At 27.4% G+C, this 21,091-nt stretch carries 23 protein-coding genes; 1 reads left to right on the forward strand and 22 read right to left on the reverse strand.

Annotation, left to right across the window (positions count from 1 at the left end; all coding sequences use genetic code 11):
* Positions 1–61: 61 nt before the first annotated feature.
* The 7 genes from fmt to U8307_RS00725 all read right to left on the reverse strand — a co-directional run bounded on the left by fmt (position 62) and on the right by U8307_RS00725 (position 6,064).
* Positions 62–991, reverse strand: coding sequence for a methionyl-tRNA formyltransferase (gene fmt / locus U8307_RS00695; RefSeq protein ID WP_326909272.1), 930 nt, complete (start codon positions 989–991; stop codon positions 62–64).
* Positions 991–1,443, reverse strand: a complete 453-nt coding sequence (def, locus tag U8307_RS00700; RefSeq protein WP_326909274.1) for a peptide deformylase — start codon at positions 1,441–1,443, stop codon at positions 991–993. Before def ends, fmt begins: the two co-directional genes overlap by 1 nt.
* An 18-nt stretch (positions 1,444–1,461) precedes the next feature.
* Positions 1,462–3,879 (reverse strand): primosomal protein N', encoded by a 2,418-nt coding sequence (priA, locus tag U8307_RS00705; protein WP_326909276.1) that lies wholly within the window; start codon positions 3,877–3,879, stop codon positions 1,462–1,464.
* Between the two features lie 68 nt (positions 3,880–3,947).
* Positions 3,948–4,283: a DNA-directed RNA polymerase subunit omega gene (gene rpoZ / locus U8307_RS00710; protein ID WP_326909278.1), complete on the reverse strand. Its 336-nt coding sequence runs from the start codon at positions 4,281–4,283 to the stop codon at positions 3,948–3,950.
* 5 nt (positions 4,284–4,288) lie between these two features.
* Positions 4,289–4,894, reverse strand: a complete 606-nt coding sequence (gene gmk, locus U8307_RS00715; RefSeq protein WP_326909280.1) for a guanylate kinase — start codon at positions 4,892–4,894, stop codon at positions 4,289–4,291.
* Positions 4,895–4,907: 13 nt separating this feature from the next.
* Positions 4,908–5,165, reverse strand: a complete 258-nt coding sequence (locus U8307_RS00720) for a DUF370 domain-containing protein (RefSeq protein ID WP_326909282.1) — start codon at positions 5,163–5,165, stop codon at positions 4,908–4,910.
* 11 nt (positions 5,166–5,176) lie between these two features.
* Positions 5,177–6,064, reverse strand: coding sequence for a YicC/YloC family endoribonuclease (locus tag U8307_RS00725; RefSeq protein WP_326909284.1), 888 nt, complete (start codon positions 6,062–6,064; stop codon positions 5,177–5,179).
* Between the two features lie 176 nt (positions 6,065–6,240).
* Here U8307_RS00725 and U8307_RS00730 point away from each other — a divergent pair, with 176 nt between their 5' ends.
* On the forward strand, positions 6,241–7,992 hold the full coding sequence (locus U8307_RS00730) for an Rqc2 family fibronectin-binding protein (RefSeq protein ID WP_326909286.1): 1,752 nt from the start codon (positions 6,241–6,243) through the stop codon (positions 7,990–7,992).
* Positions 7,993–8,028: 36 nt separating this feature from the next.
* Here the strand turns inward: U8307_RS00730 and pyrR are convergent, their stop codons facing one another.
* The 15 genes from pyrR to U8307_RS00805 all read right to left on the reverse strand — a co-directional run bounded on the left by pyrR (position 8,029) and on the right by U8307_RS00805 (position 20,703).
* Complete coding sequence (gene pyrR / locus U8307_RS00735) at positions 8,029–8,559, reverse strand: bifunctional pyr operon transcriptional regulator/uracil phosphoribosyltransferase PyrR (RefSeq protein WP_326909288.1); 531 nt, start codon at positions 8,557–8,559, stop codon at positions 8,029–8,031.
* Between the two features lie 21 nt (positions 8,560–8,580).
* Positions 8,581–9,489, reverse strand: a complete 909-nt coding sequence (locus U8307_RS00740) for an RluA family pseudouridine synthase (RefSeq protein ID WP_326909290.1) — start codon at positions 9,487–9,489, stop codon at positions 8,581–8,583.
* Entirely contained in the window at positions 9,482–9,958 is a 477-nt protein-coding gene (lspA, locus tag U8307_RS00745) for a signal peptidase II (RefSeq protein WP_326909293.1), read from the reverse strand. Before lspA ends, U8307_RS00740 begins: the two co-directional genes overlap by 8 nt.
* 80 nt (positions 9,959–10,038) lie before the next feature.
* Positions 10,039–10,824 (reverse strand): YlmH family RNA-binding protein, encoded by a 786-nt coding sequence (locus tag U8307_RS00750; RefSeq protein WP_326909294.1) that lies wholly within the window; start codon positions 10,822–10,824, stop codon positions 10,039–10,041.
* Positions 10,825–10,837: 13 nt separating this feature from the next.
* Positions 10,838–11,089: a YggT family protein gene (locus tag U8307_RS00755; RefSeq protein WP_326909296.1), complete on the reverse strand. Its 252-nt coding sequence runs from the start codon at positions 11,087–11,089 to the stop codon at positions 10,838–10,840.
* A gap of 9 nt (positions 11,090–11,098) precedes the next feature.
* On the reverse strand, positions 11,099–11,539 hold the full coding sequence (locus U8307_RS00760) for a cell division protein SepF (RefSeq protein WP_326909298.1): 441 nt from the start codon (positions 11,537–11,539) through the stop codon (positions 11,099–11,101).
* A gap of 1 nt (position 11,540) precedes the next feature.
* Positions 11,541–12,278, reverse strand: a complete 738-nt coding sequence (locus U8307_RS00765) for a YggS family pyridoxal phosphate-dependent enzyme (protein ID WP_326909300.1) — start codon at positions 12,276–12,278, stop codon at positions 11,541–11,543.
* A complete protein-coding gene (locus U8307_RS00770) occupies positions 12,256–13,512 on the reverse strand; it encodes an HlyD family efflux transporter periplasmic adaptor subunit (protein ID WP_326909301.1) in 1,257 nt (418 codons plus the stop codon). The genes U8307_RS00765 and U8307_RS00770 overlap by 23 nt, the downstream gene beginning before the upstream one ends.
* A gap of 239 nt (positions 13,513–13,751) precedes the next feature.
* On the reverse strand, positions 13,752–15,275 hold the full coding sequence (gene spoIVA, locus U8307_RS00775; RefSeq protein ID WP_326911510.1) for a stage IV sporulation protein A: 1,524 nt from the start codon (positions 15,273–15,275) through the stop codon (positions 13,752–13,754).
* Between the two features lie 146 nt (positions 15,276–15,421).
* A complete protein-coding gene (locus U8307_RS00780) occupies positions 15,422–16,420 on the reverse strand; it encodes an NAD(P)H-dependent glycerol-3-phosphate dehydrogenase (RefSeq protein ID WP_326909303.1) in 999 nt (332 codons plus the stop codon).
* Positions 16,421–16,430: 10 nt separating this feature from the next.
* Positions 16,431–17,012, reverse strand: coding sequence for a glycerol-3-phosphate 1-O-acyltransferase PlsY (gene plsY, locus U8307_RS00785; protein ID WP_326909305.1), 582 nt, complete (start codon positions 17,010–17,012; stop codon positions 16,431–16,433).
* Positions 17,013–17,041: 29 nt separating this feature from the next.
* Positions 17,042–18,361 (reverse strand): ribosome biogenesis GTPase Der, encoded by a 1,320-nt coding sequence (gene der, locus U8307_RS00790; protein WP_326909307.1) that lies wholly within the window; start codon positions 18,359–18,361, stop codon positions 17,042–17,044.
* An 18-nt stretch (positions 18,362–18,379) separates the two neighbouring features.
* Positions 18,380–19,678, reverse strand: coding sequence for a DUF512 domain-containing protein (locus tag U8307_RS00795; RefSeq protein ID WP_326909310.1), 1,299 nt, complete (start codon positions 19,676–19,678; stop codon positions 18,380–18,382).
* A gap of 156 nt (positions 19,679–19,834) precedes the next feature.
* Positions 19,835–20,431: a HutD family protein gene (locus tag U8307_RS00800; protein ID WP_326909312.1), complete on the reverse strand. Its 597-nt coding sequence runs from the start codon at positions 20,429–20,431 to the stop codon at positions 19,835–19,837.
* Positions 20,432–20,532: 101 nt separating this feature from the next.
* On the reverse strand, positions 20,533–20,703 hold the full coding sequence (locus tag U8307_RS00805) for a 4Fe-4S binding protein (RefSeq protein WP_326909314.1): 171 nt from the start codon (positions 20,701–20,703) through the stop codon (positions 20,533–20,535).
* Positions 20,704–21,091: the final 388 nt, after the last annotated feature.

The raw sequence follows: 21,091 nt of genomic DNA on the forward strand, positions 1-21,091 counted from the left end.
AATTAATTAAAAATTAAGATTACTCAACTAAAAATTAAGAATCTATAATGAGACTTTCCACTTATTTCAGAATTATTTTTTCTGGAAATTTATTTCCTCTTAAATATGATTCTATGGACATTCTTTTTTTACCAGGCATTTGAAATTCTTTTATAACAACAATACCATTCTTTGCTACTACATATATTCCTTCATTAACAGTCTTAATTATATATCCTTCTTCATAGTCAGTTTTTTCCTTGATGTATGAAGATTTATATACCTTAATATTCTTATCCTCATACCTAAAATATGCAGTAGGCCATGGTGATAATCCTCTAATTAAATTATGAATACTTTCTACATTTTCATTCCAGTTTATTTTAGAATTATTTTTATTAATCATTGGAGCATAACTTGATAAGTTATGCTTTTGCTTTATTGGCACTATCTCATTTTTTTCTAATTTTTTAAGTGTTTCAATTAGTAATTCTGCTCCTTGAATCATAAGTTGATCATGTAGATATCCAACATTCATTTCATCATCAATTTCAATTTCAGACTTCAATAGCATATCACCTGTATCCAAGCCAACATCCATTTTCATAGTTGTAACACCTGATTTCTTATCACCATTAATAATAGACCAATTAAGAGGAGCAGCTCCTCTTAATTTTGGTAATAGGGATGCATGAACATTAATACAACCATATTTAGGTATATCTAATATTTCTTTGCTTAAAATTTGTCCAAATGCTACAACTACAATAACATCAGGATTATAAGATTTTAATATTTCTAGATTTTCTTCTTTTTTAATTTTATCTGGCTGTAAAATATCAATACCTAATTCTTCTGCCTTTTGTTTAACTTCTGATTTTTTTAATTTTTTGCCTCTTCCATAAGGTTTATCAGGTTGAGTAACTACAAGTTGAATGTTATATCCATTTTCATGGAGTTTTTCTAAAGAAGGAACTGCAAATTCTGGAGTCCCCATAAATATTACATTCATTAATCCACCTGCTTTTCTACTCTATCAATAAATAATATACCATCTAAGTGATCTATTTCATGACAAATACACCTAGCTAAAAGATCCTGCCCTTTAAGTGTGACTTCCTTACCGTTTTCATCTGTATAAACAACTGTTACATTTTTAGGCCTTTTTATATTTTTTTTTACTTCAGGTACACTTAAACAACCTTCTTGATCTATTTGTTCTCCAGAGGTTTCAATTATCTTTGGATTAATAATTTTATAAACATTCCCATCTCCAACGTCTATAACAACCATACGTTTTAAAATACCTATTTGAGGAGCTGCAAGCCCTACGCCATCATTTTCATACATAGTATCAACCATATCGTCTAGTAATATTTTAATTTTGCTATCTACGTTTGTAACTATCTTGCTCTTTTTTCTTAATATTTCATCTCCATTAATTCTAATATTTCTTAATGCCATATATCCTCCCTATATATATTAAATAGTATCAGTATTTATATTTATACTAACCTTTATATGTTCAATATCCTTATCCATATAAATACTTCTCAAAATTTTTTTTAGATTATTAAGACAATAATTTGAAGCCTTAATAAACAAATTAACTCTATACTCATCATTAACTTTATAAATATTATGTGGTACAGGTCTATATAATAATAAACTTCTTTCAGTAACCATATCTTGTACTAAAATTTTAAGTTCATCATATTTTTCCCTAGCTATTTTAGAAACTAACCCTTCATTTCTTGATATTAAACATATATTTATTATATTAATAAATGGTGGAAATGCAAATTCTTTTCTTAACTTTAATTCTTCGTTTAAAAACAATTTATAATCATTGTTTGTAGCAGCATTTATAATAAAATTATTAGATTCATAAGTTTGAATATAAACATTTCCTTTTTTGCTTCCTCTACCCGCCCTTCCGCTAACTTGTGTTAGAAGCTGAAATGTTTTTTCACTAGAATTAAAAAATGGTAAATTTAAAATTGCATCTGCAGACAATACTCCAACCGTAGTAACATTTGGAAAATCAAAACCCTTAGCTAACATTTGAGTGCCTATTAAAATATCAATTTCACCAGATTTAAAATTATTATATATATTTTCATAATTTTCTAGATTTTTCATGGAATCAACATCCATTCGTTCTACAGTAGAACTAGGAAATAAATGTTTTATAAGTTTTTCAACATGCTGCGTCCCTGCTCCAAATTGTTCTATTTTATCACTTCCACATGTAGGACATACATTAGTCATACTTTTAGTTCTACCGCAATAATGACATCTTAACATATTTCCTTTAACATGATAAGTTAATGATACATCACAATGATCACATTTAGCTACATAACCACATTTTTTACAAGATACAAAACCAGAATATCCTCTTTTGTTCAAAAATAAGATAACTTGCTCTTTCTTATTTAACGATAACTTAATACTTTCATATAACTCTTCACTTATTATAGTATTATTACCTTTGTCAAGTTCATTACTCATATCTATTATATTCATTTTAGGCATCATCGTATTGTTTACACGACTTTTTATTTCTAACAACTTTATTTGATTCTTTATAGTCATATAATAAGTGTTTAATGATGGTGTAGCTGTTCCAAGTACAACTTTGCTTTTTAAAATATAAGCCATTTTAATAGCTACTTCTATTGTATCATACTTTGGAGAAGTAGAGGATTTATAGCTATCTTCATGTTCTTCATCGATTATAATAATACCTAAATCTTGAACCGGAGCAAATATGGCAGATCTTGCCCCCACAACAACATCAACTTCTCTATTATATATCTTACTCCACTGTATAAATTTTTCTTTTTTACTTAATCGACTATGTATTACAGCAATTTTATTTCCAAATCGTTTTTTAAATCTATCAATTGTTTGAGTTGTCAATGATATTTCAGGGACAAGCATTATTGATTGCTTATTCATATTTTGAAAATGCTCAATTACATTCATATATACTTCTGTTTTACCACTTCCTGTTACTCCATGAAGTAGAAAAGCTCTATCATCAGAACTTATAATTGTATTACATGCTATTCTTTGTTCATTATTCAACTCTATAAATTTCTCTTTTTTTTTCTTTTCTTCAGTTTGATATAAAACAAACTCTATTGATATAACATCTTTTTTTTCAAGATTTTTTATTACAGATGCAGAAACATTTAAATCTTTAGTAATTGTCTTTATATTCGTTTTACCATATTCTTTCAAATAATTGATTATTTTCAACTGTTTAGGTGTTTTTTTTATATTATATTCATCTATAGGCTTATCTTCTTTTAAGCTAATTAGTCTTTCATGAGCTACATTTTTATCTGTGTTTTCTTTACTTATAATTTCAATTACTTTTTTATCCTTTAAACTTTCAAGTAATGGATAAAGGTCATTCCCTTTATATATCTTTTTTAATTTAACTAATTCAAAATCGCCTTTTTTTAGCACTTCTAGCAACTCATTTTCTTTTGAATTTAATGTACTATTAAAATCTATATTTTTAACTTTTATAATTATTTTATGTTCATATTTAATCATAGCCGGTATCATTAGCCTAATTGCATCTGAATATTTACATATATATCTTTCACGAATCCAAAAAGCAAGTTTTATCATTTCTTCTTTTATAATTGGTTTATCATCTATAACATCAATTATAGGTTTAATTTTATTTAATGGAATATTACATACTCCACTTGTAGAAATTACCAATGCATCAACAATATGTTTGTTTCTGCCAAAATTCACAGTAACTCTTTTACCTGTTTGAACTTTATTTTCTAATTCATTGATAACACCATAAGTGTATATTTGGTCTGTACTTTTTGAATTATTATTAATAATAACCTGTGCAAATAAATTATACATTTTCTCTCCTAGCTTATGGATAAAAACTAAAATTAAATAATCAGCCATAAGACTGATTATAATTTTTACTATTTTTCTGTTTCTGCTGATTCAGATTCTTCTGTTTCTGCTAATTCTTCTAATTCTTCTATTTCTTCTATTTCTTCTAATTCTTCTAATTCTGTTTCTTTTTGTTTGCTTAGTTCAGAAATCTGAGCCTTACTATACTGATCTAAATTATATATAGCCTCGTATTTTTTTGCATAGAATTCCTCAATCGCAACAGCTACAGGTTTTATTGTATTTGTCTCAACCAATGTCTCCTGTCCATCTATAATTTGTCTAGCCCTTCTAGATATTATCGTAACTAACGAATATCTACTATCTGACATGTCTATTAAATTATCAATAGCAATTTTTTTCATCTATTCTATACCTCCTTTATTCTGTTTATTAAAGTTTTATTCCTAATAGCTTTGTTTTTCTCTGCTGAAATTATATGTCTAATTTTATCGGTTGCTGCTTCCACTTCATCATTTAATACTACATAATCATATTGAAAGGCATAATTTAATTCTTCACAGGCGCTTTCCATTCTTTTAGCTATTACCTCTTTTGAGTCTGTACCTCTTCCTTCTATTCTGTTTTTTAATTCTCTTAATGATGGAGGCATAATAAAAATAAAAACTCCATCAGGATAATTGTCTTTAACTTGCAATGCTCCTTGTATATCAATCTCCAAAATTACATCATTTCCAGATTCTATCTGCTCTAAAGCTTTTTCTTTTGGAGTACCATAATAATTCCCATACACTTTTGCATATTCTAAAAACTTATTTTGTTCAATTCTTTTTTCAAATTCTTTTTTATCTATAAAATAGTAATTGACTCCTTCAACTTCACCGACTCTTGGTTTTCTTGTTGTTGCCGATACAGAAATACTTATATCTTTCATTTGTTTTAAAAGTCTTTTGCAAATAGTTCCTTTGCCTGAACCTGAAGGACCTGATATTACTATTAGTAATCCTTTGTCCATTTTTGTCCCCTTGTTATTTTATATTATGATTATTATGTTCAAACCTTTGAGCCATTGTATCAGGTTGAATTGCAGACAAAATTATATACTCACAATCAGTAACTATTACAGCCCTTGTCTTTCTTCCATAAGTAGCATCAATAAGTTTACCTTTTTCACGAGCTTCTTGAATAACACGCTTAATAGGTGCAGATTCCGGACTAACAATTGCGATTATTCTGTTAGAAAGTGCGATATTTCCAAACCCTATATTAATTGTATTATTTGTCATAATTCTATCTCCTACTCTATATTTTGTATTTGTTCTCTTATTTTTTCAAGCAAATTTTTCACTTCAATAACTATTTGAGTAATATTTAAATCTCCAACCTTAGACCCTATAGTGTTAATTTCTCTATTTGCTTCTTGAATTATAAAATCTAACTTTCTACCAATTGTTCCACCAATTTTCAATGAATTATCTAATTGTTTCATATGAGATTTAAATCTTACTATTTCTTCATTTATATCACTTTTATCAGCGTAAAATACTATTTCATTATATAATCTGCCCTCATCTAATTCGTGTTTACTTCCTAAAAGCTCACTAATTCTCAATTCAAGCTTTTCCTTATAATCAGAGACTATTTTTTCAGAATATTTACTTATTTCATCAATGAGTTCAACAATTTTTTCCATACTGGATCTTATATCTTTTTCGAGCTGAATACCTTCGTTTTTTCTCATAATTATTAAATTACTAACTGCTTCATTCATTGCAGCTTCAACACATAGTCGTAGCTCTTCTTCATCTTTATTGTTATCTTTTGACACGAGAATATCTTGGAATTTAATTATAGTATCTAAAGAAAGGTTACTATCAATATTTAAATCTTTTTTTATTTCATTAATAGCATTATTATACTGTTGTGCTAAATATAAATTCGGAACAATGGTTGTATCAGATTCACTTAAATAGTCAATATTAAGATATACGTCTATTCTACCTCTTTGCAAACTGTTTTTCAAGATTTTTCTTATATTTTCTTCAATAGGTCTTAAATTTCGAGGAGTTTTAATATTTATGTCACAATATCTATTATTAATTGTTTTTATTTCTGCTGTTATACTTCTTTTACCATCATTATGTATGCCTTTACCATAACCTGTCATACTGATTATATTTGCCATCTTATTCTCCAATTTTTTATTCTATTTAATAATTATAACATTAATTTGAAATTAGTAAACAATAAATTTTATTTTACATGACATAAATAAAATTTTGTTGTACAATACTATAATAACAATAGCTAAGCAAGATACAAGCAAAAGTCTATCTTATTGCTTGTTATAAAGGAGGCAATATGTCATTAGACGGTATTTTTTTAAATAGTATAAAAAATAATTTATATAACAACTTAATCGGTGGGCGTGTAGATAAAATTTATCAACCCGATAAAAATGAAATAGTTATATCTATAAGAAATGGAGGTGGAAATTTTAAACTTTTATTAACATGTGCAAGTAGCAATCCACGTATTCACTTAACAAATGTTACAAGAAAAAATCCTGATCAACCACCAATGTTTTGTATGCTTCTACGAAAACATCTTACAGGAGCTCATATAATCGATATAAAACAAATTAATTTTGATAGGATTTTAGAAATAACTTTTGAATGTAAAGACGAACTACAAACTACAATAAATAAATCCATTATTATTGAAATTATGGGCAAACACAGTAACATAATTTTCTTGAATACAGAGTCTAAAATAATAATTGATTCTATTAAGAGAGTTGCAGAAAATGTTAGTAGTATAAGACAAATATATCCTGGGTTAACTTATATTACACCTCCATTAACTATTAAATTAAATCCTACAAAAATAATAAAAGAGGATTTCATAAACGCAATAAAAAACGCTAATGCAGGAGTTTATATATATGATTTTATCTATAAAACCTTCACTGGAATAAGTCCCTTTATCAGTAGAGAAATATGTTTTCTTTCAAAATTAAATGAAAGTACATATTTAGGAGAATTAAAAGATGAAGAAATCGAACTACTTTGGCATTCATTTTTTATGATAATGAATAAAATTAAAGAAAGAGATTTTTCATTTCATATATATTCAGATGAGAATTTTAACAATTTTGGATTCTATTGCTTTGATTTAGAATGTCTTAACACCTATGATAAAAAGACTTTTGAAAATCCCGGTGACTTATTAGATACTTATTATTATGAACAAGATAATAAAAATAAAATAAAACAAAGAGTATCAAGTTTAGTAAAAAGTTTGAATACAAAAATTGACCGAGATAAAAAAAAGGTTGAAAAGCAAAGAAATGAACTATTAAATGCCGAAAACAGAGAAAAATATAAAATATATGGTGAATTAATTTTAGCTAATTTACATATTGTACCTGAAAATAACAAACTCAAGGTTATAAATTACTATGATTCTGAACAAAAGCATATTTATATTCCACTAAATCCTAGACTTAATTTAACACAAAACAGTCAAAAATTTTTTAAAAGATATAATAAACTTAAAAAAGCAGAAGAAGAACTTCTAAAGCTAATAGATTCATCACTAAATGAAATACGGTATTTGGAAAATGTTCTATTCTCTATTGAAGAATGTGAAACAATAGAAGACTTAAATGATATTTACAAAGAACTAATAAGTGAAGGTTTTATGAAAAAAAAGAGTAAATATAAAAAAACCAAGGAGCAAAAGCCGAATATATTGACTTATATGTCATCTGAAGGTCATGAAATAATGGTTGGAAAAAATAACTTACAAAATGATTTTTTAACATTCAAATTAGGTAAAAAAGATGATTTTTGGTTCCATGCTAAAAACATACCTGGTTCTCATGTAATTTTGAAAACTAATAATGAGGAATTGACAGATGAGGAATATGTAGAAGCAGCAAAAGTTGCAGCATTTTACAGTAAAGGCAAAAATTCAAGTAGTGTTGAAGTTGACTATACTAAAAAAATAAATGTAAAAAAACCTTCTAATTCAAAACCAGGATTTGTAATATATGATACAAATTTTTCTATGTTAGTTAATCCTGATATATCATCTGTTAAATTAAAGTAAGCACTATTAAAGAGCCTTAATTTTAAGGCTCTTTAACTATTCCATAATTACTACCTGGCTGATACCATCTATTTCTTCAAGTTGAACACTTATTCTTTCATTTTTTGAAGTAGGAACGTTTTTGCCTATGAAATCAGCTCTAATAGGTAATTCTCTATGACCTCTATCTATTAATACAGCTAATTCGACATTTTTAGGCCTACCTTGATCTACAATAGCGTCTAATGCAGCTCTAACCGTTCTTCCAGTATACAAAACATCATCAACTAATATAACTGTTTTATCTTCTATATCAAAATCTATACTTTTAACTGCAACAGGCGCTCTATCATCCTTTTCATAATCATCTCTATAATAAGTTATGTCTAACGGAAACACTGGTATCTTAGATCCTTCAATTTCTTCAATTCTTTTTGCTAGTTTTAATGATAATGGCAATCCCCTTGTTTTAATACCAATAAGTATAATATTTTCAGTACCCTTATTTTTTTCTATAATTTCATGAGCAATTCTCACAGTGGCTCTATTAATTGCCTTTGCATCCATGATTAATGCTTTAGTTTTCATTATTACCTTCCTTTCTATAAGTTATTGCTTCTCTATTATTCTTAATACTTTTTTAAAGTAATCTGGTAATTCCGAATCAAATTCCATATATTTTTTCGTTGTTGGATGATTGAATCCAAGGATTTTAGAATGAAGCAACTGACCTTTTAATTTAAATTTATTCGTTTTGCATCCATATACATCATCGCCAACTACGGGATGACCTATATATTTCATATGCACTCTAATTTGATGTGTTCTGCCAGTTTCAAGTTTTAACTTAACTAATGTATACTTTCCGTAGCGTTTTAAAACCCAAAAGTTAGTTATTGCTTCTTTACTGTTTTTCTTTGTAACTGTACGTTTTTTTCTATCTTTCTCATTTCTTCCTAATGGAGCATTTATAATTCCATTATCTTCTTTTATATTTCCTTCAACCAAAGCATAATAAATCCTATAAATAGAATGTTCCTTTAAGCAATTAGCTAAATAATTATGCGATTTGTCATTTTTTGCAACCAACATAAGTCCTGAGGTATTTTTATCTAGTCGATGAACAATTCCTGGTCTCATAACTCCATTAATTGATGATAAATTCTTTAAATGAAACATTAATCCATTCACTAAAGTACCTGTATAATGACCTGGAGCTGGATGAACTACCATGCCTTGAGTTTTATTAACTACAACTAAATCTTCATCTTCATAAATTATATCTAAATCTATATTTTCAGCCTTTACATCAAGAATTTCTGGTTCAGGTATAATCATTTTTATAATTTCATTTTTTTTTATTTTATAATTTGATTTTATATTTTTTTCATTAACCGTAACATTTCCATCCTCAATAATTTTCTGAATAGAATTCCTAGACATATCTTGTAATTTACTTGATAAATAAGAATCTATTCTTTCACCAACAGTATCTGAAATCAATATTATTTCATTCATTCAATCCACTCTTTTCAAATTTATTAAAAAGTATTAATATTACCATTAGGAATGAACCAACAACTACAAAACTATCTGCAAAATTAAACACTGGAAAATTATATATATTACCAAATCTCACATCAATAAAATCAACAACATATCCCAATTTTATTCTATCAACAAAATTACCAATTGCTCCTCCTCCAATTAATGTTATTGATAGTCTAGACAACATCGTAATATTTTTAAACTTAATAAAAATATATAGCAATATTGACATCATAACTATTGTTGCAATAACAAAAAACCAAAGTTGATTTTGTAGTATTCCAAAAGCTGCCCCCCGATTTTCTACATAAGACAACATTAAAAAATCTCCTATTATTTTTATAGAACTACCATCCTTTAACACATTGACCGCCCACAACTTAGTAATTTGATCAATGAAAATAGAAAATATAAAAACAACACCAAAAAATATATTCATAATTATTTCCTCTCTTTTGCAATTAACAACCACTTATCAGCTATCGTTTCATAAATGTTCAAAATTATATATATAATTAACTAAACATAATGTTTTATTTCAATTTTATGCTTACCACTTTTTGTAACACCTAAGTATCTATGAACTTTAAATCTACCATATTTGCTTATTGAAATAATGTCACATTCTTTTATATTTTTAGAAATTCTATCCTCTACTTGCCAATTAATTTTAACATGACCTGATTTAATAATATTACATGCTAACTCTCTGGATTTATTAATTAAGTTTTTTACTAAATTATCAAGTCTCATGGAAGAAATATTAATTGTCAATAATATATGTTCCTGTTCTTTAAAATTAATATCATTTATGTCTATACTTTCCGTTTCAATTTTATTATGACCAATTTTGTCTAAATTGAAAATTATATAATCTAATATATCTCTATGAATAACAATATCAGCATAGTCTTCATATACAAAGATATCACCAGTCTTGCTTCTATCTATACCTAATGACATTATTGTTCCTAAATAATCTTTATGACTTAAATCCCTAAATTTAGACTTATTCTTTATTCTTAATCCTGTAATAAATTCACTTTCATCAATGTTTTCGAAATAACTAGGTGCGAAAATGAAAACTTTCCTCTCACCATCTTCAAATGAGGGGAAAAGTTCAAAATTAATATCATAATATTTAATAATAGGTAAACTTAATTCTGCCACATAAGGATTGATAAATTCCGTTGTGGCAGAGACATAGTTTTTTTCTACATAAGCTGCTTTATCAGCTATTTTTTTTACTGTAACTTTCGTTTCTTCATCTTTTATATAATCATAATATTTTTCAATATTTTTCATGTTTTCTCCACAGCTATATTATTGATTGTAATATATTCAAAAGAACAAAAGCCAATATAGGAGAAAAGTCAAACATTCCCATGCCTAATCCTAGTTTATCTAAAATTGCCCTGCAAGGTGCCAATATTGGCTCAGTCATCTGATAAATAAAGTAGGCTATTCTTGAAGATTGTAGGGTTGGGAAAAATGATAATAGTACTCTCACCAATATTAAAGAATCAATAATTCTAAATAATATACTGAGAGATAATCTTATTAAATACATATATGCTCCTTACTTGCTGTAATAAAAATTCCTTTCAAATCTATCACTTAAACGGCCATCAATTTGCACATTACAAGGTGCGATAACAAATATTCCATTAGATACCTTTTGTATACTTGCTTCTAATGCATATACAGCTCCCTTAATAAATTCGAATACTTGTTTTTGATCTTCTAGTTCCATTTCCTCAATATTAAGAACTACAACCTTACGATTTTTCAGTTCATCAACTGCTTTAGTACAGTCTTCGTACTTTTCTGGCTCACATATAAAGACTTTCATATCAGTGTTAGAATGAACCTTTATTACATTATTTTTCTTTGAATAGGCTTCCAATCTTTCTGGTTTGCTGTTTTCATATCTCGCATCAACAGCATCCTCCTCATCATATTCTTCATCATCATACTCAGTAATACCAATAAAATCCTTAACCTTATCCATTACTCCCATTTTAGTTTTCCTCCTTATAATTTCTTGCTCCAAATATAGCTGTTCCAATTCTAACTATATTCGAGCCTTCTTCGATAGCAATTTCAAAATCATTTGTCATACCCATTGATAAATATTTCATGTTAGTATTTTTAATTTTCATTTTAGAAATATCATCATAAATTTCTTTCATTTTTTTAAAAACCCATCTAATTTCTTCAGGATTTTCACAATAAGGTGCAACTGTCATAAGCCCTAAAATTTCTATGTTGTCATATTGTTCTAATTCTTTAACAAAGGAACGAACATTTTCAGAATTTATTCCGAATTTGCTCTCTTCTTCGCCAATGTTAAGTTCAATTAAAACCTTAGCTGTTAAATTATGTTGTTTGGCTCTCTTATTAATTTCGTTGGCTAAATCTTTACTTTCAACAGAATGAATAAGCTCAACCTTATCTATTATGTATTTCACCTTATTTTTTTGTAAATGTCCAATCATATGCCAATTTAAGTTATAATCAGACAGTGTTTCATATTTACTTACTAATTCTTGGACTCTGTTTTCTCCGAGATTTGAAATTCCCCCTTCTATTGCTTCCTTCGCTTTATCAGCATTGACCGTTTTAGATACTGCAATAACTTTTATATCATCAGCTTTTCTACCAGATTTTTCTGCTGCTTTAGCTACTCTTTGAAATATATCGCTAATATTTTCTTTAATACTCACCTCAAGCCTCCTATTTTGCAATTTGTCCCTCATATACATTTTCTGGTTCAATTATTACTTTATCAAAAATCTTTATAGTGTAATATGTATTATCATCTATATTAATTGTTCTTCTTTCTTTTTCACTTACATAACTTCCTATTGAAACCACAGTATACGTATCATCCTGACCTAATATTTCAACAGGGAAAAATTTAATTATATTACTTGCATCCTCAATATAAACACCTGTTATGCCGTCCTTTTGAGTTATAGCTTTTGTTTTTATTTTTATACCCTCATGAATATCTGTAATAAGTTCTATATCTATATATCTTTTATCATAAATTTTATAAAAATAATCATCAAAGTATAATATTAATACCGATTCTTCACTACCATAATTAATTTTTTCAATATAACCCCATACTTCGTGTTGAGTACCATCATATAAAATTCTCGTTTTAATATACTTATTTTCATTAAATAATTTAGCATATTCGTTATCTACAGTTATAGTTATGTAATAGTTAAAATTACGAATTATTTTATATAGATTGTCTCCTTTGAAAATTTCTTGTTTCTGGCTACTATCTGTTAATGTATAGTCTTTTTTAATTGTCGTACTAGGTGTCATGTCTAATACATTTTCATATCTATAAACATCTTCTAACCCATCAATTTTATATGTAATAATACCAGGTTGTGCCGAATAATATGGTATTTTATTAGTTTCAATACTTTTACTTAAATTATCCTTCATAGATTCAAGTTGTTCAACATCATAATCCTCATACTTATTGTCTGAAAAAACCATTACCCCATTATTATTTACTTGTCCAAAAATCTTATACATATTTTCTATATCATCATTTAAAATACTTGATTGTATCTCTAATTGATAAGTTGTTATATCTTCACTAGACAATTTTTGACCTTGAGGCATAAGACCTTTATTATTTTTTAAATCTATTACATTTTGCAATTCAGTAATTTGACTATTTATTTGAGTTGCATTTAAATCAGAGTTTAATTCTGCTACCAAATCGCCTTCTTTTATCTTATCTCCGTCTTCATGATAATATGTTACATTACCATCTAAGTTTGCGCTGTAAACCTCTTCATCTTTAACAACAATTCCATTAGCTTTAATTATATCTTCTAAGGTGCCTATCTCTGCAACTATAGTTTCTGCAGAACCATTGCTGTTTTGAAAAATATATAAAACAATGCACACTGTGACAAAAGAAAAGAAAAAATTTTTTATACCAAAGTTTCTTCTTGACATTCTTTCTTTGCCTCCACAATTCATTGATATAATATTATGTTAAAGTAGCCTTCTTAGAATGTTAGGTTATAATATTATAACATGGATTTAATTTGTATTGCAAGGAATATATACTTAATTTCTAATAATATTACACCATTTTTATATAAAATAATATAAAAATATGACAAATTACTATTTATAGTATTCGAAAAAATACAAAAAAAAAAGGGTGTCATTATGACATCCCAATTTTTCCCTTAAATTATTAAGAATATTATACTTCCTGAACCGTCATTTACAATTTTTTCAATAGTCTTTTTAAGTTTTTTTCTTGCATTTTCTGGCATAGCAGTTAATTTAGATTCAAGCTGTTCCTCAACTAAGCTATATAAAGTTTTGCCAAATATTTCAGCATCCCAAATACATTGAGGATTATCTTTACTTTGCTCTATAAGATGATTCATTAAATCTTCACTTTGAATCTTACTTCCTATAACAGGTGATACTTCTGTATTTAAACTTGCATTAAAGATATGCAGAGACGGTGCCTGTGCTTTAATTTTAATACCATATCTGCTACCTTCTTTAAACACTTCTGGTTTATCAATTATCATGTCAGAAATACCAGGTGTTACATAACCGTATCCTTTATTTCTTGCATCATTAATAGCATCTTCTACTCTTCTATATTCATCTTTTGCGCTTGCTAAATCACCAATAAGTTTCAATATTTGATGCTCTCCAGTAATTTCCTCACCAGATAATTCACTTATAACTTTATAATAATAAGAATCATCTATATCAATTCTCATATTGATACTACCTTTGCCTAACTCTATATCTTTTACATAGAAATCTTCCACATAATCATTATCATCAGAAAAGATTTTCGTAGCATCAAAATCGCTAATCTTATAGCAACTATCAAAATCTTCTTTTAAAACTTGAATTAAGTCATGTTTTAATGTATAGTCATAAGTCAACCCATCAAACCACTTAGGCAAATCGACATTAATTTCTTTTATTGGAAATTCATAAAGCACATCTTCAAGTACATTTTCTATATCTTCAGTTTTTAAATTTAAGCAGTCCACAATTTGTACGGGAGCTTCATATTTTTCATTTAATTGTGAAGCCAATGCAACGGTATTTTCGTTTTGCGGCTGTGTAGTATTTAAAATAATTACAAATGGTTTGTTTATTTCTTTAAGCTCTTTTACCACTCTTTCTTCAGCTGTAATATAGTTGTCTCTATTTAAGTCCGTTATACTTCCATCTGTCGTAACTAATACTCCTATTGTTGAATGTTCTTTTATAACTTTTCTTGTTCCAATTTCTGCTGCTTCAGCAAATGGTATAGGAGCCTCATTCCAAGGAGTGCTTACAAGTCTAGGAATTTCACCCTCCATATTTCCAATTGCACCTGGTATCATATAACCTACACAATCAATAAGTCTTAAATTTGCATTTATATTATCTTTAAATGTTACTTTTACTGCCTCACCAGGAACAAATTTAGGTTCCGTAGTCGTAACAGTTTTGCCTGTACCGCTTTGAGGCATTTCATCTTTAGCTCTTTCCCTTATGTACTCATCCTCAATATTTGGAAGCATTACATTTTCAGAAAATTTTCTAATAAATGTTGACTTACCTGTTCTAACTGGACCAACAATTCCTAAATATATTTCGCCCTTTGTTCTTCTAGCTATATCTTCATATATATCTAAATTAGTAATATTAATCCCTCCCCCTAAAAATATGCACTTTCGTATACAATTAATTTATATGCCTTTAATTCTATCATTATTACTAAATATATAAAAAAATATATTATAAAACAATCTATCTACAGCAACTTATAGAATATAAAGCCTTCTATCAAATATATGATAAAAGGCTTTATAATATGATTTATTCATTTGTAATATTATAGTTTTTCTTCTTTTTTATCTCTTAGCATTAATTTATTTACTGTTTCCTTTACTTCTGCACTATTTTCTAATATATGATACATTGCATCTACAATAGGCATTTCAACTTTTAACTTTTTAGCAAGTTCAAATGCTGCATATGTAGTTGATATTCCTTCTACAACCATACCAACTTTTTTAATAGCTTCATCCTTTGAATATCCTTGACCAATTAAATTTCCTGCATTCCAGTTTCGAGAATGCTTACTAGTACAAGTTACTATTAAATCTCCAATACCTGACAAACCAAAAAATGTTTTAACATCAGCACCCATTGCAACTCCAAGTCTAGCTATTTCAACGATTCCCCTGTTTATCAACGCTGCTTTTGCATTATCACCATATCCTATACCATCTGAAATGCCTGCTCCTAAAGCAATAATATTTTTAAGCGCCCCACCAAGTTCTGCTCCAATTACATCATCATTTGTATAAACTCTGAAATATGTTGACATAAAAACATCTTGGATCTTTTCTGCAACATTTTTATCTTCACATGCTACTGTAATAGCAGTAGGCATTGATAACCCTACCTCTTCAGCATGAGAAGGACCTGTAAGAGCTGCAAAAGTACAATTAATTGTTTCTTCTCTAACTATATCTGAAACTAAATTCATAGTTCCAATTTCAATACCTTTAGATGCGTTAATGATTATTTTATTTGATTTGTTTTCAGTGCGGATTTTCTTTAAAACCCCTCTTATCATTTGAGTAGGTATTACAACTAAAATGATTTCTGCACCCTTTACTGCTTCATTTATATTTGAAGTAAAAACCACATCTGACGGTATTTTAACATTAGGTAAATACTTTTTATTTATTCTTTCCTTACCTAATTCTATGCATTTTTTTTCGTCTCTTAACCAAACAGTAACATCATTTTTATTCTCAGAAAGAAGTTTTGACAATGCAGTTCCCCAACTACCTCCACCAAGCAAAGTAATTTTAGCTTTCATAAAGAATCTCCTATAATTTATTTTCTTTACCTTGTAATAATCTTTTAATATTTTCCTTATGCCTATAAATTGACATTGAAGCAATAATTAATCCAAATATAAATAGCTGAACATTAAATGGTCTAACGAAAAGTAATATAACAATAGGCGCTAAAGACATACCTATTATTGAACCAATAGATACTATTCTTGTAAATATAGCTATTAATATACCGATTACAAAGCATATAAAAGTAACAAAGGGATTAATTATTAACACAACTCCTATTGTAGTAGCAACGCCTTTACCTCCTTTGAATTTTAAAAGTACCGGCCAATTATGTCCAATAATCACACAAATTCCTGCTAAATAACAACCTATTTCACCACCAATACCATTTCCAATATAAACTGCTATAACTCCTTTTAATACGTCTCCAATAAACACCATTACACCTATCTTTTTACCAAATGTCCTAATTGCATTTGTTGCTCCAGAATTACCACTACCATATTCACGTACGTCTTTTCTAACTAATAACTTTCCTAGTATATAGGCAAAAGATAAATTACCTAAAAAATAAGATATAATTGCAATAATAAAATAATTCATATGTCTCCCCTCAATAAATTCTGTATTAACTATTTTTCACTTCTGTTTCTAAATTCTATTATAATAGGTGTACCTTTATATTCAAATGCTTCACGAATTTTATTTTCTAAATATCTTTCATAAGAAAAATGGACAATATTACTATCGTTTACAAATATTAAAAATTTAGGTGGATTAACAGCCACTTGCGTTCCATAAAATATTTTTAATCTTTTTCCTTTTACTGTACGAGGTTGATTCATCAATACTGCTTCCGTTAAAATGTCATTTAAAACACCTGTAGAAACTCTTAAGTTCCTAAAACTATATACTTCATTCACAGTATCTAATATTTTATTTACCCTTTGTCCTGTAAGAGCAGATACCGTTAAAATAGGTGCATAACTAGCATAAGCAAAACTGTTTCTTATATTATCATGAAACTCACTAAAAGTTTTTGGTTCCTTTTCTATTAAATCCCACTTATTAACAATTATTATCATGCCTTTATTGTTATCATGAGAGTAACCTGCAATTCTAATATCTTGATCAGTAACACCTTTATCTGCATCAATAACAAGTATGCAAATATCAGCCCTTTCTACAGCAGTAAAAGCTCTTAAAACGCTATATTTTTCTACCGCTAAACTAACTCTGCTCTTTTTCCTAATACCTGCTGTATCTATTAATGTGTATTTTTGTTCATTAATTTCAAACTTTGTATCTATAGCATCCCGTGTAGTACCAGGAATATCACTAACAATAACTCTGTCTTCACCAATTATGCGATTAATTATAGATGATTTACCTGCATTCGGTTTACCAATAACAGCAATCTTTATACTATCATCTTCTTCTGCAGTATCTAGACTTTCATCAAATTTTGATATAATAATATCTAAAAGATCTCCTAATCCTAAAGCTTCTGAAGAAGAAACCGGTATAGGTTCACCAAGTCCTAAATTATAAAATTCAAAAATATTGTTGTTGTTTACATATTTATCCATTTTATTAACTACAAGGACTATTTCCTTTTTAGCTTTTCTAAGCATTTGTGAAACTTCCATATCAGAAGCAGTTATTCCTTCTTTACCATCAACCATAAACAATACAACGTCAGCCATATCAATTGCTATTTCTGCCTGTAATCTCATTTGTGCAAATATAGTGTCTGTTGTATTTGGTTCAATTCCTCCTGTATCAATCAATGTAAAGTAGTTATCCAACCATTCACATTCTGCATAAATTCTATCACGAGTAACGCCTGGTGTATCTTCAGTAATTGATATTCTTTTACCGGCAATTCTATTAAAAAGTGTAGATTTACCTACATTAGGCCTACCTACTATAGTTACAACTGGTCTTGCCATTTTTGATCCTCCGTATTTTTATTCTACAATTAAATTAAGCAAAGCTTCTCCATTTACTTCACAAATAATCACTTCTGTATTAAGTTTATTTTTTAATTCATCTATAGTTAAATCATCTAACATAACATTATTATCATTAATCATATTTTGAGGTATAATTATATTCTTACAGTCTTTGTTTCTAAGCTGTTCTATTATATCATTTCCTGTTATTAATCCAGATACAGTTATTTTCTCCCCAAAGAAATTATTAACAATTTTTTCTACTTTTATTTTTATATTTATTTTACTCATTATAGTTTCAACTAATGAATTTAAGAAATTATATGCAGAAACTCCTGTCACTATAGTTACTTCATCTAGTATAGGCTTAGAATTATCACTTAAATTATCCAAATATTTTTCTATTTCCCATTGAAAAAGCCTGCACATACCTATTCCATTTTCAAGCTGGTCAAATTCTTCATACTTTTCATAAGAAGGAAAATCCATTTTACTTAACAAATAAAATTCATCAGCAATAAATATGAATCTTGTATTTATTTTTTTATATAATTCTTCTTGTAATGTAGACACTTGATTTACAACACTTAATGCACTATCATAATCAAACGGTGTTAATTTAGTCAATTTTTCTCGATATTTTGTCAAACCTACTGGAACTACAGCAACACTTCTAAGTCCTGGATGAAGTGATGATAAATCTTTTATAGTCTTTTCTAATTGAAGACCATCATTAACACCTTTAACTAAGACTATTTGACAGTCAACAGTTATACCTGCGTCAATTAATTTTTTTAAATATTTCAAAATGTCTATATCTTTATTGTTACCCATCATATATTTTCTTAAACTTGAATCAGTTGTATGAACAGAAACCTTAATTGGACTAATCCTATATTTTACTATTCTATTTATTTCATCATCTGATAAATTAGTGAGAGTTATAAAATTTCCATATAAAAATGACAATCTAGTATCATCATCCTTTAAATACAAAGACTTTCGCATACCTCTAGGCATTTGATCAATAAAACAAAAAATACAGTTATTAGAACATACTTTAATATTATCCATAAGTGGATTTTCAAAAACAATTCCTATATCTTCATCATAGTCTTTTTCAATTTCAAGTTCCCAAATTTCTCCGTTTTGCCTTTTTATTTCTATTGTAATTTCATCATCTGATATTTGAAATTTATAATCTATATAATCAGAAATTTTACAGTTATTTACAGACAACAACTCGTCTCCAGGTTCTAGTTCGAATTCATCAGCAATACTGTTTTTTAATACCTTTACTATAATATTTTTCATATTTTATTCCTTTATTTTATACTATATAATATACTTGCCAAAATTCATATGTTATCTCTCTTAACAGTCATCACATTATATCATATTGATTTAATATACTGCAATCCTATTATCAATTATTTTATTTATATCCAATGTAAACAAATACATGCCCCATTATTCCATTAAAGAGGCATGTAATATATTTACTGTTTTTTGTGTTAATATTTTAACGTTAATTTTTGTATTAGAGCTTAATTTAATGATTAAAAGTTCATTTTTATTTAAAAGTATTTCTTCATCATTAATCAAAAAAACTAATGGTTTGTAATAAGAATAAAATATTTCAAATTTTTTTGTTTTTCCTTCATTTGCAAATTCTAAAATATGCTCAATTTTATTATTTAGGTTTCTCAATTTTCCTTTTGCTTCGTTTGATAGCATCAGATTAAAGTCTTTTACTTGTCCGAAACTATGTGTCCTAATGTCTCCACAGAATTCATAAATATCAAAGGGTTTTAATTCAATGTATTTTTTATAGTCATGTGTCAATTTCAAATTATTATCTAAAGAAGTAATAAATCTATAAACACCTGCTAATTCTGTAAAATCAGATTCTTTTAAATCTACTGTTGCCGAACTTATTCTCCATTTAAAATTTAATTCTTTATAAGAAGATTCCTCAGGATATATATACATTTGTGTAGTTTTTCCACCTGACCACTCTGATGTTATAAAATCCTTTTCTTTTATTATTTTAATATCATAAGCCACCTTAATCTCCCTTTTATTAAATCATTCATTTAATCAGTTTTCTCCTTTAATAATACTTATCAAAAAAAGCCCTATTAAAAGGCTTTCTTTGATAAGTATTATTAATCCTGTTGAGGTGCCTCAACTGGACATACGCTAGCGCATGCTCCACAATCTATGCAAGTTGCAGCATCTATTACATATTTATCATCTCCAGCAGTAATAGCACCTACTGGACATTCAGGTTCACATGCTCCGCAACTAATACAAGCATCTGTAATTTTGTAAGCCATTAAATTTCACCTCCCCCAATATCATCATAAACATTTTAACATTAATTTTATATATTTAAAAGTACTTTTTATAATAAATTGTTAAATATTTTATTTATTTTAATATTTTGTCCATATTATTTTAATTATTTCCTTTTTTTTCATTCTTATTAAAATTTTCTATAAATGCTTGATTGATAATTTATTAACCATTGTGATGCTAAAATTTTAAATATTAAAATATAAAATATTAAAAATTCTATTTTCCTAAAATTATTATTGTCGTTAAAAAGTTAAGTTTCTTACTAAAAATAAACGTATATCGTTTTCCTCTTAATAAAAACAGTTTATATTTTTAATTGTTCTTTTACATTGACAAGCATATAGTACATTGTTATAATATTATCAA

The organism is Sedimentibacter sp. MB31-C6, assembly GCF_035934735.1.
Taxonomy (GTDB): Bacteria; Bacillota; Clostridia; order Tissierellales; family Sedimentibacteraceae; genus Sedimentibacter.

What these genes read in the sequence shown, in the direction of transcription:
- plsY (WP_326909305.1), bottom strand. Translation starts at nt 17,012, where the DNA reads ATGAATTATTTTATTATTGCAATTATATCTTATTTTTTAGGTAATTTA.
- U8307_RS00720 (WP_326909282.1), bottom strand. Translation starts at nt 5,165, where the DNA reads ATGACAAATAATACAATTAATATAGGGTTTGGAAATATCGCACTTTCT.
- gmk (WP_326909280.1), bottom strand. Translation starts at nt 4,894, where the DNA reads ATGGACAAAGGATTACTAATAGTAATATCAGGTCCTTCAGGTTCAGGC.
- priA (WP_326909276.1), bottom strand. Translation starts at nt 3,879, where the DNA reads ATGTATAATTTATTTGCACAGGTTATTATTAATAATAATTCAAAAAGT.
- fmt (WP_326909272.1), bottom strand. Translation starts at nt 991, where the DNA reads ATGAATGTAATATTTATGGGGACTCCAGAATTTGCAGTTCCTTCTTTA.
- U8307_RS00755 (WP_326909296.1), bottom strand. Translation starts at nt 11,089, where the DNA reads ATGTATTTAATAAGATTATCTCTCAGTATATTATTTAGAATTATTGAT.
- U8307_RS00750 (WP_326909294.1), bottom strand. Translation starts at nt 10,824, where the DNA reads ATGAAAAATATTGAAAAATATTATGATTATATAAAAGATGAAGAAACG.
- U8307_RS00730 (WP_326909286.1), top strand. Translation starts at nt 6,241, where the DNA reads ATGTCATTAGACGGTATTTTTTTAAATAGTATAAAAAATAATTTATAT.
- pyrR (WP_326909288.1), bottom strand. Translation starts at nt 8,559, where the DNA reads ATGAAAACTAAAGCATTAATCATGGATGCAAAGGCAATTAATAGAGCC.
- U8307_RS00805 (WP_326909314.1), bottom strand. Translation starts at nt 20,703, where the DNA reads ATGGCTTACAAAATTACAGATGCTTGTATTAGTTGCGGAGCATGTGAA.
- U8307_RS00740 (WP_326909290.1), bottom strand. Translation starts at nt 9,489, where the DNA reads ATGAATGAAATAATATTGATTTCAGATACTGTTGGTGAAAGAATAGAT.
- U8307_RS00780 (WP_326909303.1), bottom strand. Translation starts at nt 16,420, where the DNA reads ATGAAAGCTAAAATTACTTTGCTTGGTGGAGGTAGTTGGGGAACTGCA.
- U8307_RS00770 (WP_326909301.1), bottom strand. Translation starts at nt 13,512, where the DNA reads ATGTCAAGAAGAAACTTTGGTATAAAAAATTTTTTCTTTTCTTTTGTC.
- U8307_RS00760 (WP_326909298.1), bottom strand. Translation starts at nt 11,539, where the DNA reads ATGGGAGTAATGGATAAGGTTAAGGATTTTATTGGTATTACTGAGTAT.
- def (WP_326909274.1), bottom strand. Translation starts at nt 1,443, where the DNA reads ATGGCATTAAGAAATATTAGAATTAATGGAGATGAAATATTAAGAAAA.
- U8307_RS00765 (WP_326909300.1), bottom strand. Translation starts at nt 12,278, where the DNA reads ATGAGGGACAAATTGCAAAATAGGAGGCTTGAGGTGAGTATTAAAGAA.
- U8307_RS00725 (WP_326909284.1), bottom strand. Translation starts at nt 6,064, where the DNA reads ATGGCAAATATAATCAGTATGACAGGTTATGGTAAAGGCATACATAAT.
- rpoZ (WP_326909278.1), bottom strand. Translation starts at nt 4,283, where the DNA reads ATGAAAAAAATTGCTATTGATAATTTAATAGACATGTCAGATAGTAGA.
- lspA (WP_326909293.1), bottom strand. Translation starts at nt 9,958, where the DNA reads ATGAATATATTTTTTGGTGTTGTTTTTATATTTTCTATTTTCATTGAT.
- U8307_RS00795 (WP_326909310.1), bottom strand. Translation starts at nt 19,678, where the DNA reads ATGAAAAATATTATAGTAAAGGTATTAAAAAACAGTATTGCTGATGAA.
- der (WP_326909307.1), bottom strand. Translation starts at nt 18,361, where the DNA reads ATGGCAAGACCAGTTGTAACTATAGTAGGTAGGCCTAATGTAGGTAAA.